At 60.3% G+C, this 14,628-nt stretch carries 15 protein-coding genes; 7 read left to right on the forward strand and 8 right to left on the reverse strand.

What is annotated here, in order from left to right; genetic code table 11:
• Positions 1–134: 134 nt before the first annotated feature.
• Positions 135–722: a class I SAM-dependent methyltransferase gene (locus P3T17_RS31650; protein WP_429410623.1), complete on the reverse strand. Its 588-nt coding sequence runs from the start codon at positions 720–722 to the stop codon at positions 135–137.
• 78 nt (positions 723–800) lie between these two features.
• On the opposite strand from P3T17_RS31650, the gene P3T17_RS31655 reads away from it, so the two are divergent.
• On the forward strand, positions 801–1,043 hold the full coding sequence (locus P3T17_RS31655) for a GNAT family N-acetyltransferase (RefSeq protein WP_429410720.1): 243 nt from the start codon (positions 801–803) through the stop codon (positions 1,041–1,043).
• Here P3T17_RS31655 and P3T17_RS31660 read toward each other — a convergent pair.
• Positions 1,038–1,997, reverse strand: coding sequence for a quinone oxidoreductase family protein (locus tag P3T17_RS31660; RefSeq protein WP_429410722.1), 960 nt, complete (start codon positions 1,995–1,997; stop codon positions 1,038–1,040). The two genes, P3T17_RS31655 and P3T17_RS31660, sit on opposite strands and share 6 nt — an antisense overlap.
• Positions 1,998–2,107: 110 nt before the next feature.
• Here P3T17_RS31660 and P3T17_RS31665 point away from each other — a divergent pair, with 110 nt between their 5' ends.
• Entirely contained in the window at positions 2,108–2,560 is a 453-nt protein-coding gene (locus P3T17_RS31665; protein ID WP_429410625.1) for a MarR family winged helix-turn-helix transcriptional regulator, read from the forward strand.
• A gap of 42 nt (positions 2,561–2,602) precedes the next feature.
• Here P3T17_RS31665 and P3T17_RS31670 read toward each other — a convergent pair whose 3' ends face one another.
• Complete coding sequence (locus tag P3T17_RS31670; RefSeq protein ID WP_429410627.1) at positions 2,603–4,063, reverse strand: amidase; 1,461 nt, start codon at positions 4,061–4,063, stop codon at positions 2,603–2,605.
• A 24-nt stretch (positions 4,064–4,087) separates the two neighbouring features.
• On the reverse strand, positions 4,088–4,951 hold the full coding sequence (locus P3T17_RS31675; protein WP_429410629.1) for an AraC family transcriptional regulator: 864 nt from the start codon (positions 4,949–4,951) through the stop codon (positions 4,088–4,090).
• Between the two features lie 345 nt (positions 4,952–5,296).
• On the opposite strand from P3T17_RS31675, the gene dnaN reads away from it, so the two are divergent.
• A complete protein-coding gene (gene dnaN, locus P3T17_RS31680) occupies positions 5,297–6,397 on the forward strand; it encodes a DNA polymerase III subunit beta (RefSeq protein WP_429410631.1) in 1,101 nt (366 codons plus the stop codon).
• A 62-nt stretch (positions 6,398–6,459) separates the two neighbouring features.
• Entirely contained in the window at positions 6,460–6,936 is a 477-nt protein-coding gene (locus P3T17_RS31685) for an OsmC family protein (RefSeq protein ID WP_074269312.1), read from the forward strand.
• A 2-nt stretch (positions 6,937–6,938) separates the two neighbouring features.
• Here P3T17_RS31685 and P3T17_RS31690 read toward each other — a convergent pair whose 3' ends face one another.
• From P3T17_RS31690 to P3T17_RS31705, 4 genes are all read right to left on the reverse strand, one after another.
• The gene (locus tag P3T17_RS31690; RefSeq protein WP_429410633.1) at positions 6,939–8,342 is read right to left on the reverse strand and encodes a tetratricopeptide repeat protein; all 1,404 of its coding nucleotides are present in this window, start codon (positions 8,340–8,342) and stop codon (positions 6,939–6,941) included.
• Between the two features lie 228 nt (positions 8,343–8,570).
• Positions 8,571–9,035: a hypothetical protein gene (locus tag P3T17_RS31695; RefSeq protein WP_074267438.1), complete on the reverse strand. Its 465-nt coding sequence runs from the start codon at positions 9,033–9,035 to the stop codon at positions 8,571–8,573.
• A gap of 134 nt (positions 9,036–9,169) precedes the next feature.
• Positions 9,170–9,562, reverse strand: coding sequence for a nuclear transport factor 2 family protein (locus tag P3T17_RS31700; RefSeq protein WP_429410635.1), 393 nt, complete (start codon positions 9,560–9,562; stop codon positions 9,170–9,172).
• Between the two features lie 56 nt (positions 9,563–9,618).
• Complete coding sequence (locus P3T17_RS31705; protein ID WP_429410637.1) at positions 9,619–10,548, reverse strand: LysR family transcriptional regulator; 930 nt, start codon at positions 10,546–10,548, stop codon at positions 9,619–9,621.
• A 224-nt stretch (positions 10,549–10,772) separates the two neighbouring features.
• On the opposite strand from P3T17_RS31705, the gene P3T17_RS31710 reads away from it, so the two are divergent.
• The 3 genes from P3T17_RS31710 to mmsB are packed head-to-tail and all read left to right on the forward strand — an operon-like array spanning position 10,773 to position 14,625.
• Positions 10,773–12,125 carry an MFS transporter gene (locus tag P3T17_RS31710; RefSeq protein ID WP_429410639.1) on the forward strand — a complete coding sequence of 451 codons (1,353 nt, stop codon included), beginning with the start codon at positions 10,773–10,775 and terminating at the stop codon, positions 12,123–12,125.
• Between the two features lie 43 nt (positions 12,126–12,168).
• Complete coding sequence (locus P3T17_RS31715) at positions 12,169–13,695, forward strand: CoA-acylating methylmalonate-semialdehyde dehydrogenase (protein WP_429410641.1); 1,527 nt, start codon at positions 12,169–12,171, stop codon at positions 13,693–13,695.
• 45 nt (positions 13,696–13,740) lie between these two features.
• Positions 13,741–14,625 carry a 3-hydroxyisobutyrate dehydrogenase gene (gene mmsB / locus P3T17_RS31720; RefSeq protein ID WP_429288939.1) on the forward strand — a complete coding sequence of 295 codons (885 nt, stop codon included), beginning with the start codon at positions 13,741–13,743 and terminating at the stop codon, positions 14,623–14,625.
• The last annotated feature ends 3 nt before the right edge of the window (positions 14,626–14,628 follow it).

Genomic DNA, 14,628 nt, shown 5'->3' on the forward strand with positions numbered 1-14,628 from the left:
GGCGTGAGCGTTTGGCTAACCGTTGATCGTTTGTTGCGTGCAATCTTTGTCCGGGTATGAGGCCGGACTGGTTGCGTCAGACATACGTTGCGCTTGCAGTCGCACAGACGTTCGCTAGCGTATCACGGGGAAGATCATGTGTTCGTTGACCATGTTTCCTCAGTGGCTTTGGCTTTGGCATTGTGCGCGGGCCAGAAATACAGGGCGGCCGCGCCGCGCAGGCCTGGGCCCTGGCGGACCGCCGCGACTTCCCGATCGCGAAACCAGAATGTGAGCGATACCACGGGCGTGCCAGGCTTGAGCATGCGATCGAGATGCGCGGCCAGCTTAGGCATCGGCTTGATCATCAGATAGCACGTTACTGCATGCGCATCGCGCAGATCGCAAGCGTAGAAATTGCGTCGCTGCAAAAATACATTAGGCATCCTGCGGGTTCGAAAGCGGGCTACCCAGTACGGTAGCGGTGAAGCCTCGATACCGCGGATTTGCGCATCGGGAAACGCCCGCGCCAGGGCCATGACGAGCGAGCCCCACCCACTACCCAGCTCGTACACGACGGCCTGGTTCGGCAAACTCGCCTGCTTCAGTAGTGCCACGACATCCGCCGCTTCAGGTGCGCTTGACGACATCGGCGGCACGCCGGTAATGGCCTGAAACACGATCAACGATAAGCAAAGCGAGAAAACGACCAGCAGCAAGACGAGGGAGGGGAGATCGAGCATGAACGATTTGCCTTCTGTTTTCGCCTGTCATGTCGCAAGCCAGTTCATGCGACGTCGAAGGGTTGAACATGCGATTATCTGCGACAATCGCCGCGATACCGCAAACGTGGTCACGCAACGGCACTGATATTAGCCGCTGAGGCGGAAGCGAAGCGCCGAGGTTGCAAGAAAGTGATCGTCGATACCTTCAGCTTTCAGGCACCGGACTTTTACCGGAAGCTGGGTTATTCTGAATGGGGACGCCTGACCGAAATGGCTGGCGTGCATGAGCGCTATTTTTTTCCGCAAGGCGCTCTGAGCGCCACTGATCTGCGATCATGAGCTCATCGTAAATACGGTCCGCGCGCGGTCATCGACGTCTGCCCAATGCTTTTCCACCTCAGACAGAGGAACGGCTTTCGTTGCGATCTTTAAGCCACCGGGCACAGCGGCATGGAGCACCTGCGTAATCGCATGGAAGATGCGCGGCATCGGAATGCTGCCGATCCCGCTGCCCATGAGTTCGATCGCCGTCGATCGAAGTATTGCGCTGGGCAGGCTAATGGTTGATCCACTAATAGCGCCGATCTGGATGAAGCGGATTGGCACCGCATCCGGAGCAACATGGGCGGCGGCCGCCAGTAACTGCTCCGCGCTTTGCCCCCAAAGATAGTCGAGAACCACGCCTACACCGTCACGAAAGTGAGTTTGAAATTCGCTTTCAATTGCTGCCGCATCCTGCGTGAGGTTGATCGTGACGTCAGCGCCGAGCGTCTGCAAAGTCTGTAATGCCAGATCATTGCGTCCAGTCGCGATGACCTTGCCGGCGCCGAGGTACTTCGCGATCTGCACGGCCAGACTACCCGAGGAACCGGTTGCGCCGTTGATCAGCACTGTTTCTCCCTTGACCAGCTTTGCACGTTCAACGAACGCAGCCCACGACGACATGCCTGGAATCGCGATCGCGGCTGCCGTGACATCGTCCAGTTCAGGCGGCAACGGGATGCACCGTTGCCGCTTGACGAGGCAATAGTCGGCCATGCCCCCGAAGGGCGCTTCGGGAAGCACAAAATAGACGCGCTTTCCGTCTTCGAGCGTCCCGACACCGTCCATGCCTGGGACGAGGGGAAACTCTCCCGAGGAGCTATAGTGATTGCCAGATGCCCGGCTCCTCGTAATGTGGCTTAAAGCTGACGCTGCAACTGCGATGCGGGCCGTGCCTTCGGTGACGGTCGGCTCTGTGAAGTCTGCATAAACCGGCGTTGCGCCAGGTCCTTTAACGAGTGCCGCTTTCATGTTTGCTTTCCTTTGACGAATATAAAAGTATCGGTTTCGTCCTCGGCTAGAGAACTCTGCATATGTGTATAATACACGCATATTGAACATGCGCAAGGAATCCAATGGCGATGAAAAGAGAAGTCCGCGAGCTGCGGGAAGCCCTGCTGGATCTGACGGGTGTTCTGAATCGACCACAGCCCGACGCTGCCTTGATCGAAGCCGCCGGCGTCGACCTGGACCGCGCGCTTTTCCCGCTACTGGCCCGGGTAGAGCGGCGCGGGCCGCTTGGCATCGTGGAACTGGCCGAGTTAGTTGGACGCGACTACACAACGGTCAGCCGGCAGATCGCAAAACTGGAGAGCCTTGGGCTTATTGCGCGTTGCCCCAGTCCGGAAGACGGACGGGTTCGCGCGGCGGTCATTACGGATCAGGGGCGGGCGATTACGACGGCACTTGACGCCGCGCGCCAGAAGATCGTTGAAGGATTGCTGGCGGATTGGGACAAGGAAGACGTACGCGACCTCGTACGTCTTCTTCGCAGGTTCGCTGACGATGCGCTTGGGTGGGTCAAGACGCTGTAGGTAGCGGTTTGCCTCGGGATGATTCAGGTGCCATGCGCGACATCATGGACCGGAGAACGCGGGTGGTGGCATAAAGCCTCCGAACTCGCGTTCCACAAGGTTGGCAAAGGCGATAGGCGTGCGGTCTTCCAGATAAGGGCCGATTGCCTGGAGCCCGATCGGCAAGCCGGAGTCTCCAAGGCCGATTGGGAACGTGGTCGCCGGCAATCCAGCCATGTTCGCGAGACTCTGCCATGCCGCCTGCTCAGTGTAGGCGACTCGTTTGCCGTCCACTTCGATGTGACGCGAGCGCATGTCGGAATGATCATGGACGAAAGCCGCTACGGTAAGCACGGGACAAACGACGAGATCCCACTCGCGAAAGAACTGGCGCCACCGGTGCATCTGCGCAACGCGCGTGCGATCGGCGTCAATCCAGTCCCGATGACCAAGCACGACACTGCGCAACTCGACGGCCGCTGGACTCGTGTCGTCGCCCGATAGACCGGCGGCAAGCCCCTGGAGCGAGCGATATTCCTCAAGCGGCAGCCCTGCCCCCGAGAATGACAGAAGTAATTGTCCGAACGTGCGCAATATCAAACTGAGATCGGGTAACAAGGCGCTCCCTGTTGCAACAACGCAGCCGGTTCCCTCAAGACGCTTGCGGAAACGTTGCATCGCCGAGCGCACATCGTTGGAGAGCGTCGCGTCAGGGTGATCCTCGAGCATCAGTACCCTGAAGTCGGCGAGCCGGGTATGGCGAGAGGGGGGAAGATCCAGTCGGTAGCCTGTTGCTTGCATATCGTCGGGGCCGGCTAGCACATCGAGGGCCAATGCGAGATCGCCGGCGCTGCGCGCCATTGGACCGACCACGGCGAGGTCGGGATCGGCGCTTACTGAAAGCATCGGAATGCCTGGGGGTGCCATGCCCCGCATCGGTATCAGGCCGTGAGTGGGCTTGTGCGCATAGATGCCGCAGCAGTGAGCGGGAACGCGCAGCGAGCCGCCGATGTCGCTACCCAGTTCGAGCGGCACGAACCTAGCCGCCAACGCGGCAGCGGAGCCGCCAGACGAGCCGCCTGGCGTGCGGGTGAGGTCCCAGGGGTTGTTGGTCACGCCGTAAATGCGATTGTAGGTCTGCCAGTCGTTCAGCATGGTCGGGACATTGGTCTTCCCCAGAATCACGGCGCCTGCCTGTTTGAGACGCCGCACGGCGACCGCGTCTTCTGTGACCTCGAGGTTCTCGGTGCCTGGTACTCCCCACGTTTTAGGCAGCCCCGCCACGTTAAAGGACTCCTTCACCGTCATGGGCACACCGAGGAGCGGACGACGTTCGCCACGACCGAGCGCGTCATCCGCCTCTTTGGCTGCGCGGCGCGCGCGTTCGAAGTCCCGTATCACGACGGCATTGATCTGCCCATCGTAACGTTCGATGCGAGCCACGGCGTCTTCAAACAGTTCGACGGCCGATACCTCGCACGACTGCAACGCAGCGATCATGTCGCGGGCGGTACTGAAGCTCAAGTCGTTCTCCTGATCATTGATAAATCACTTCTTTGACCCGTCAGCTGGCTCTGAGCGGTCCTTTACAGGCAGCCAGACCTCAACGAAACCGGTTCCCGCAACTGGATCGAAATCTTCGCTATAGCGTTCGAGTTCGGGCGCCTCCGCGGCCTCCATTCCCGACTGCGGCAGCCAATGATTCCAGATGCTGTAGAAGGTCTGATGCAGCGTGGTGACGTGTCCTTGATGCACAAAGACGGCGTAGCGCTGGGGTTTGATTTCAATGCAGCGAAACGATGGAGGCAACCGGTCGCGGCTTTTCACCTCCACGCCGGCGATATATTCAAACCCGCCTTCACTATCCGGGTTGCAGCAAACTCCATAGGTCACACTGCCGACCTGATCGGCGAGATTGCCGATGTACGGAATGAAGGCTTGCCAGAGCGTAGGGATGCCTTCGTTGGTGTCAAACGTAAACCGGCCGCCCATGCCGCCGATCAAAAGCGTCCCGCCCACCTCGAAGCGTGGCCCGGCGAGATCGACAATTCTGGTTTCTTTCATGCGTAGTGGCTCCACAAGAGACATGCCATCAAGATTGCGCCCGGCTCGCACCCGTTCGGGCGTGATGCCGAACAGATCGTGGAAGGCGCGCGTAAACGCCTCGTGCGACCCATATCCCGTGTCCAGCGCCACGCTGAGAATGTCCGGTGCGCCCTGCGCAAGCTCGCGTGCCGCACGGCTGAGCCGTCGAGCCCGGACGTAGCGCATCACCGGCCATCCTGTGCTGATTGCGAAGCTGCGAGCAAGACCGAAGCGTGAGACTTCGCAGATGTTGGCGATCCGGTCGAGGGTCAGCTCCCGGCCCAGTTCAATTTCAATGAACCACAGCGCTTTTGCAACTAGATCCATGGGTTTCCTGACGAGGGTTTCGAGCAAATATAGGGCATTGCCGGGAGCCGCATTTGATCGTTCTTGCGAGGGGCGGTTCATGCCCCCGCTTGGGTGCATCGGGTGACTGACAAGTGAAGCTTGTCAGTTGACGAAAGCCGATTGGGCAGCTATCGTGCACCCATTGCAAGACTAAACCTCGCCCATCGCGGGCAGGTGTCGGGGGATTTCGTCCGCGCAAATGCGACGTCGTGAGCCACTGGCAGAAATGCATTGCTCGCCCCTATGCATTTAGGATGGCGAATTAAATGATGGTGTTAGAACGAATCGACAAATCGCATCATCGTCAAACCATAAGGAAACACCATGAAGTTTCTCAAAGCGCCACGTGATGCCCTGATTCAGCCCTTGCAAATTGTCTGCGGCATCGTGGAGCGGCGCAGTACCCTGCCTGTTCTTTCCAGCGTGCTTGTGTCCACCGCAGGAAACGAATTGAGTTTCCGTAGTACCGACCTGGAACTGGATCTGAGGGCGACGGAAACGATCGAATCCTGCGAGTCCAGTACGTCCCTGACGGTCAACGCCCGCAAACTTCTGGATGTCGTGCGAGCCATGCCCGATGCACCCATCAGCCTTTCGTCTTCAGGCAACCGTCTCATCATTGAGGGCCCGGGCAGCCGGATATCCCTGCATGCAGGAAGCGCTGAGGATTTCCCTCAGATCAGGCAAAGCTCAGAACCGGAACTATCGCTTTGCGTCAACGCCGGGAGCCTGAAGCGGCTTTTGCACATGGTGCATTTCGCCATGGGGGACAACGACATTCGCTACTTCCTCAACGGGGCGTTGCTGATCACCGGACGTGAGCTGACTGCGGTGGCCACCGACGGACACCGATTGGCGACCGCGCGCATTGCGTCGCAAAGCGAGCACGAAGTGCGCGAGATCATTGTGCCAAGAAAGGCGATCATCGAACTGATACGCCTGCTTCCGGAAGACGATTCGACGGTCATGCTAACCACTGCCGCGGGATACGCGAGTTTCGCCTTTGGGAAGATATTCTTCACCTGCAAGCTGATTGCGGGCCGTTATCCCGACTTCAAGCGCGTGATCCCTTCCGGATTCGAGGCGGAATTCACGATTGACCGGAAATCGTTTTACGCCTGCTTGCAGCGTGCGGCCGTGCTCACAACCGAGAAATTCAAAAGTGTCCAATGGGTTGCAGGAGAGGGCCGGCTGCAGGTGAGCGTCAGCAACCCTGAAGACGAGGAATCGGTGGAGGAGGTTGAGATAGACTACGCGGGAACGCCCGTAGACCTCAGCTTTAACATCCGCTATTGGATGGATGCACTGGCAACGCTTCGGGCCGATACCCTCGAGGTCCGTTTGAGCGCCGCGAAACTGGCCGCGCTGATTGTCGCCCCCGGCGATGAGGCGTTCCACTACGTGGTGATGGCACTGCGCAAGTGAGCGGGCCGCGTAGCTCCTGGCAGTCTCGCGGGCCCAGCATGTTCAACCTGAAGGAGATTGGCGTGGCACATGGCGAGCATAAATATCGGGTCTCGGTGGAATGGACCGGTAACCGTGGCACTGGAACGTCTGGCTACCGCGAATATGGCCGCGACCATACTATTCGCGCTGGCAGCAAGCCCGATATTCCCGGGTCGTCGGATGCGGCGTTTCTCGGTGACGCAGCGCGCTGGAATCCCGAAGATCTCCTGGTCGCCTCTGCTTCGGCGTGTCACAAGCTTTGGTATCTGCATCTTTGCTCTGACGCGGGCATCGCGGTGCTCGAATACCATGACCACGCAGAAGGGACGATGGTCGACAGCGCCCAGCGTGGCCAGTTTACGCAGATCGTTTTGCGCCCGCATGTAACGATTCGCGCGGGCGGCGATCGTGATCTCGCGGAGCATCTGCATCATGCGGCGCATGAAAAATGTTACGTCGCAAACTCGGTCAATTTCCCGATCGTTTGCGAGCCGACGATCGAAGTCGCGCCGGCCTGATATCAGGTGCCGTACTCTTGCGCAGAGGTTTTGCCCGGGCGACGCGCCCGTCGTTCGAGCAAAGCCTGAAATGCCTGCTTGATGCGCTCAACGGCCTTTGTCTTGTACGGGAAGCGCTGATTATTCCCATGTACGAGCATGCTCGCATTGACTTCGAACACGACGATGGCGCCATCGCGCGCAAGTCCGCAGTCGATGCCGAAGTAATCCAGACCGATAGCGTCACGAATCGATTGCAATGCGGCGCGCTGAGTGGCTCCGAAGACGCGCGACGGATCTTCGAGGAACGCTTGTTCCTCGTTCTGCATCCATGCGTGGGTCGCCATGCTGGTGGTCACGTGGTGGACCTTCCACTTGTCGTCAATCGCGAGATGGTACGGCAGGATCTCGTCGCCCACGCAGACGAAGCGGTATTTGCGGAAATAGCCGTCGTTGGACCGGTAGTCGACGAACGATGTCAGATAGTAGCTGCTGGCATTGAGTCGGCTCAGGAATGCCTCTAGCTGCGCTGGATCCTCGAATTTCTCGAAGTTATCACCACCGTGTGCGCCAGCAGGCCTTACCAGAACCGGAAAAGTTAAGGACTCCTGTGACGTTCCTTTGACCGCCGCAGCCAAATCGGCCGCTGAATAAAGCCGTGTCTGCGGGACACAGCAACCCGGTAGTTGCGCAAGCCGCTTCGCAACCGCATCCCGGCCCGTTCCCGCAATCAGTTGTGGCGGGTTGATAACCGGGCTGCCCACGCCGTCCACCAATGCTTGCGCCGGTGCGAGAAAGGCGTGACCGCGATCGACGTCGGAAATGAGATTCACGACTACATCAGCATAGATCCGCAGGCGGTCGATGTCGTACTCCACGTCCGGCAACAGGGTGATGATGTTGGTCTCGAAGCGGGCCCGCTCGATCAGATATTCGATCGGGGTATTGCCCGCATTCGGTCCAAATACAAACAGCACGCGGAATGCAGGCGGTGCGACGCTGGCCGGGATGGTGATCAACGGCTTCAGTTTCAGCGCGCGGCGATAGCTGGCGTCGGCCTCGTCGTCGAGACCGAGTGCCTGCTGAAAATTGGCGACGATGTGCAGGGTCGCGGCGTCATCCGGTTCGTGTTCGAGGGCGCGCTTGAAATGACTCAGCGCACGTTGCCGTCGTCCCGTGCATGCTTCGGCAAGGCCAAGCTGCCGGTGCACGGCGGCATGGTCACCGGGCCGCGCCAGCAGTTGAGCGAGCAGGCCAATCGCTTCTTCGAATCGATCCCTTCGGATCAATACCTGGGCGAGTCCAAAGCAGGCGTCCCAATGACCGGGCTCGATACCGGTCGCCTGACGAAAATGGCTTTCGGCGAGGTCGAGGCGTCCCTCCTGCTGATACGAGGAGGCGAGGGAAAGATGAGAGTCGATGGACATGGTTGAAGAGCGCCGCCAGGCGTGGCACGTGAGGCGACGCGCGCGGCAGGTAGAGCGATGGTTCAGCGGGTCTCACATCCGGTTGCGCGGATGAAGCGCAATCAGAGGAGACGAACCGTTGGAGAATAGCAGCGCAATACTTGCGCCGATTTGAACTGCGAGCCCGAAGGCTTACGGATCATTACGAGGGGTGTCTGATGTAAGTTTCGGTAATGAAATACTCTGTGCTTACGCGCGTTTCCGCTGCACTGCCTGATACGGTTCGCCGGCTTTGAACCGGGTCAGCCGGTCGCTGGCTTCGGTAATCGCCCATAAAGGGGCTTTCTGCAATTGCTGGTCGTAAATCGTCACAATCGACGCGAAGATGTCGTAGCCGGCCCGATCGAGCATCCATTCGCCGCTGGCGCGACCGCGCTCGAAGCAGGCGGCGCTCAAAGCATCCGCCGTCCGCAGCGCTTCGGGTGTCAGCTTGCCGTAACCTGCTTCGACGATGAAGGCGACGAGCAACATCGCCTGCGTCACCGTCTGGGCCGCTTCGACGTTCCCGTCCCCACGCCGCAGGCTGTCGAGCGCCAGGTGGACCTGGAGGGCGAGTTCATCCGCGGTGTCCCTCGGAAGTGGCAACAGCATGGCCTTTGCTGCCCGCGCGCGGGCTGCCTGGGTGTTGCCGGAAAACGGAATTGTCTTGGCCATGAGCGGGTCGTTAGAAGGTGGCAGTTGCAATAACGGCCTCTCCGCCAAAAGCTTAAGCCTCTTCTGCGTCATGGTTCGCCTGCGCGATCTGCCGGCGGTGGCGGCGGTTCCAACGCTCGGTCCCATGCAGCCGCTCAGATCAGCGGTTCGACATATTTCTTGCGGTCAAACGGTGCTTCGTAGGGCTCCGGCCAGAACTCGACCATCCGCACGATTTTGCCGTCCGCAATCGTAAAGAACGAGATGGCCCGGGCCTGCAGCACGCCGTCGGTTATCGACACGTCCGACACGGCGTCCCGCTCGCCGGCCACGATGCGATTGATCGTGAACGTCCATGGCCCGTGGGCCGGGTAGTCCGTATTGAGCAGCGCGAAATTCGTCGCGCCTCTGATTCGTTCATTGGACTGCGGCCACTCGAGGACAAACTCCGCTGCCAACACCGAAGCAGTGGCGTGAAAATCGTTGGTGGCCATGAGCCGCCAGAACTCGTGAACAACGTGTGACGTTGCTGCGAAAGAATCGGTCATAGGCGTGGTGTTAGTTATCAGAGTCTGCGGGTAAGAGCGCGGCATCGGCGCGCCCCTTAGGCTTCCACATACAGCATGTCAGCCGATTCCCCCATTAGCAGTTCCCGGTTGGCATCGGCCGCAGCGCGCAGATAGTCCCACAACGAAGTGATGCGTCGCAGCTTGCGCAGGTCCTCCCGGCAGCAGAGCCAGAAATGCCGTGTCACGACGACTTCGTGCGGCAAGACGGCTTCGAGCAGGGGATTCGGCTCCGCCATAAAGCATGGGAGGATCGCGAGCGCGTTGCCTTGCAGCGCAGCATGATACTGGGCGATCACACTCGTGCTGCATAGATTGGCCGCGGCGTTAGGGATGGTCCGGTCGAGATAGAGCAGTTCACGGCTGAAGGCGAGTTCGCCAACGTAGCTGATAAAGGCGTGGTCTCGCAAGTCAGCAACGGCGTTCACCGGTGCATGACGATCCAGATACTCGCGCGTGCCATACAGCTTGAGCCGGTAGTCGCACAGTTTGGTATAGACGTATTGGCCGCGCTCGGGCCGCTCCAGCATGATGGCGAGATCCGCCTCGCGTTTGGACAGGCTGACGAAATGCGGAACGGGTAGCAGGTCGATCGAAATATCCGGATGTTTACCCGCGAAGCGCGCCAGTTGCGGCGCGAGAAAAAAGCATCCGAAGCCCTCGGTGGAGCCGACCCGCACGTGCCCCGACAGCGAGTGCGCACCACCCGTGAACTGCTCGGCGGCGGACTGCACCGTGGTTTCCACGGCGTCGGCGTAGGCGAGCAGGCGTTGGCCGTCGGCGGTCAGCACGAAGCCGTCCGCCCGCGATTTATCGAACAACACGGTGCCCAGCGACGCCTCCAGTTCTCTCACCCGGCGTGCCACGGTGGTGTGGTCGACGCCCAGCCGCTTTGCCGCACCGCTGGCCCGTTGGGTCCGCGCGACCTCGAGGAAGTAGCGCAGATCATCCCAGTTCACGCTTTGCATCTAGTCTCCCGTCGATTCGGAGTTAGCGCTTCAATGCGCTACTCCGAGCCCATGCCAGCTGGCTTGCGTTGTGTTTTTTTGCATATCAGATGGGCTTTTTCATCTCTATGCCGTGGATATTCGAATAACTATACTCGGATGCAAGCCGCTGGAACAACCACGGCATGGACGCCTGCGCCATCCGCGCGACTGGCGAGCCTATAAAGATATCGGAGACAAACAGGATGCAGATGCAATCGACCCCCGACCGGGCGGCAGTTGCCGCACCGGTTCCCAGGCGCGCCCGGGATTACCTGATCGCCGGTTGGGCCAGCATGGCCGGCACCACGATCGAGTGGTACGACTTCTTCCTCTACGGCACGGCCGCCGCGCTGGTATTCAACAAGATATTCTTTCCGACGCTCGACCCGATTCTCGGCACGCTTGCCGCGTTCGCAACGTACGGCGTTGGCTTTATCGGGCGTCCGATGGGCGGCATCGTGTTTGGCCATTTCGGCGACCGCATCGGCCGCAAGGCGATGCTGCTGGTCACGCTGCTGATGATGGGCATTCCGAGCATGGTGATCGGCCTGATTCCTTCTTATCAGAGCATTGGCTACTGGGCTGCGGCGCTGCTGGTGGCGATGCGCTTTCTGCAGGGGATGGCTGTCGGCGGTGAATGGGGCGGCGCCGTTCTGATGGCGGTGGAGCACGCGCCGCCTGGCCGCAAGGGTTTTTTCGGCAGCCTGCCGCAGACGGGCGTGGGCTTCGGGCTGATTCTGTCTTCGCTGGCGATGGCCGCTGTCACCGCACTGCCGGAAGCCGATCTGCTTGCATGGGGCTGGCGCGTTCCTTTTCTTGCCAGCATCGCGCTGGTGGTGATCGGCTGGGTGATCCGGGTACGCGTGCCTGAATCGCCGGACTTCGAACGGGTGAAAGCGCAGGGCGAGCCGCTCAAGGCGCCGATCCTCGAGGCCATGCGCCGGCATCCGCGCGAACTGCTCATCATCATCGGCGCACGGGCTGCAGAAAACACCTGGTTCTATCTGGTCGTTGCTTTTGCGCTCGCTTATGCCGCCAATCAGTTGAAGATTCCCAAGGCCTCCATCCTGCATGCGATCACCGCTGGCGCCGTGCTGTCGCTGGTCACGATGCCGTTTTGCGGCCACCTCAGCGATCGCATCGGCCAACGGCGTCTGTTCCTGATCGGCCTCGTCATCATGTGCCTGTTCGCTGCGCCGTTCTTTGCAATGCTCGGCACGCGCGATCCGGTCACCGTGTGGTGGGCGATGGTGCTTGGCGTGGGCGTCGTATTTCCGATTCTGTACGCCCCCGAGTCGCAATTGTTCGCCTCGCAGTTTCCGGCTGAGATTCGCTATAGCGGCATCTCGTTGTCCGTGCAGATTGCCGGCGTGATCGGCGGCGGTATCGCGCCGATCATCGCTACCGCGCTGCTTGCCTTGGGTGCCGGCCGTCCGAAATACGTGGTCGCTTATATGGTGGCAATGGGCATTGTCGCGTTGTTCTGCACGGTGTTGATGCGACCGCATGCTGACGAGTCTCAGCCGGCCGAAAGCCCATCGCTTGCCCACCAATAAACCACTGAACTTAGCTATCCGAACCTAACCAAGAGAGTCGATCATGAATGCTGTTACTCAGGCGTCCAACGCAAATGTCAGTACGGTGAAACTGCTGATCAACGGCGAGGTCGTCGAATCGGGCACGCGCGAATGGCGCGATATCGTCAATCCGGCGACCCAGGAAGTGCTCGCACGTGTGCCGTTTGCAACCGCCGCTGAAGTCGATCAGGCCATTCGTTCTGCGCACGCCGCGTTCGCCACGTGGAAGAACACGCCGATCGGCGCACGGATGCGCATCATGCTGAAGTATCAGGCGCTCGTCCGTGAACACATGCCGCGCATTGCAAAGACGCTGTCAGCCGAACAGGGCAAGACGATTCCCGATGCGGAAGGCGATATCTTCCGCGGACTTGAAGTGGTCGAACATGCGTGCTCGATCGGCACGTTGCAACAGGGCGAGTTCGCGGAGAACGTTGCGGGCAGCGTGGATACGTACACGTTACGTCAACCGATCGGCGTGTGCGCCGGCATCACGCCGTTCAACTTCCCCGCCATGATCCCGCTGTGGATGTTCCCGATGGCGATTGTCTGCGGCAATACTTTCGTGCTGAAGCCCTCGGAGCAGGATCCGCTCTCGACGATGCAACTGGTCGAACTGGCGATCGAAGCCGGTGTGCCTAAGGGCGTGCTGAATGTCGTGCATGGCGGCAAGGAAGTCGTGGATGCGCTGTGCACGCATGAACTGGTGAAGGCGATTTCGTTCGTCGGTTCGACGGCGGTGGGGACGCACGTGTATCGCCTCGGCAGCGAACACGGCAAGCGCGTGCAGTCGATGATGGGCGCGAAGAACCATGCAGTGGTGCTGCCGGATGCGAACCGCGAGCAGACCTTGAATGCGCTTGCGGGCGCCGGCTTCGGCGCAGCGGGCCAGCGTTGCATGGCGACCTCGGTGGTGGTGCTGGTGGGCGCGTCGCAGCAGTGGTTGCCGGATCTGGTTGAGAAAGCGAAGACGTTGAAGGTCAATGCAGGCAACGAGGCTGGCACGGACATCGGTCCGGTGGTCTCACGCGCCGCGAAGCAGCGTATCCTTGGCTTGATCGAAGCGGGTGTGAAAGAGGGCGCAACGCTTGCGCTGGACGGCCGCGACGTCAAGGTGGCGGGCTACGAGGAAGGCAACTTCATCGGCCCGACGATTTTCACCGACGTGACAACCGAAATGGAAATCTATCGCACCGAAATTTTCGGGCCGGTGCTGGTGGTGCTGAGCGTGCCGACGCTCGATGAAGCGATTGCACTCGTCAACCGCAATCCGATGGGCAACGGCGTGGGGCTTTTCACGCAAAGCGGCGCTGCGGCACGCAAATTCCAGAGCGACATCGACGTGGGTCAGGTGGGGATCAATATTCCGATTCCGGTGCCGGTGCCGTTTTTCAGCTTCACGGGTTCGCGCGGTTCGAAGCTGGGCGATCTCGGGCCGTACGGCAAGCAGGTCGTGCAGTTTTACACGCAGACCAAGACAGTGACGGCGCGCTGGTTCGACGACGCAACCGTCAACGATGGCGTCAATACGACGATCAGCCTGCGCTAGTCGTTTAGCGCCGAGACCTATGGATCACGAAGTGGAGACGCAATCATGAAGATCGGTTTTATCGGACTCGGCAATATGGGTGCGCCGATGGCGCAGAACCTGCTGAAAGCTGGCCATACGGTGAACGTGTTCGACCTAAGTGCGCAGGCGGTGCAGGCATTGGTCGATGCGGGGGCGAAAGCGGCGGCTTCGCCGAAGGCTGCGGTGACGGATGTCGAATGCGTCATCACGATGCTGCCGGCGGCCGCTCACGTGCGCAGTGTGCTGACGGCGGAGGACGGCGTGCTGGCAGGGATTGCGCGCGGCGTGACGATCATCGATTCGAGCACGATCGATCCGGCGAGCGTCAAGGCGTTCGCCGAACTCGCGGCCCAGCACGGCAACACGTTCGTGGATGCGCCTGTGTCGGGTGGTACGGGCGGCGCGGCGGCGGGTACGTTGACGTTTATGGTGGGCGGCAGCGCGGCCGTCTATGAGCAGGTTAAGCCGGTGCTTTCGGGAATGGGCAAGAACATCGTCCATTGCGGGGACACTGGCACGGGGCAGGTCGCGAAGATCTGCAATAACCTGGTGCTCGGTATCACGATGGCCGGCGTTGCGGAAGCGATGTCGCTGGGCGCAGCGCTCGGTATCGATCCGAAGGTGCTGGGGACGATCATCAATACGTCCACGGGACGCTGCTGGAGTTCGGATACGTACAATCCGTTCCCTGGTGTGATCGAGACGGCGCCTTCGTCGCGGGGCTACACCGGCGGCTTCGGCACGGATCTGATGCTGAAGGATCTCGGTCTCGCTACGGATGCGGCGAAGCAGGTGCGTCAGCCCGTCTATCTCGGCGCGCTGGCGCAGCAGTTGTATCAGACGATGAGCACCAAAGGCGCGGGGCGTCTGGACTTTTCGGCCGTCATCAAGCTGTATAAGGCGGATTGATTA

Origin of the sequence: Paraburkholderia sp. GAS82, assembly GCF_050436285.1 — a bacterium.
Taxonomy (GTDB): domain Bacteria; phylum Pseudomonadota; class Gammaproteobacteria; order Burkholderiales; family Burkholderiaceae; genus Paraburkholderia; species Paraburkholderia phenazinium_B.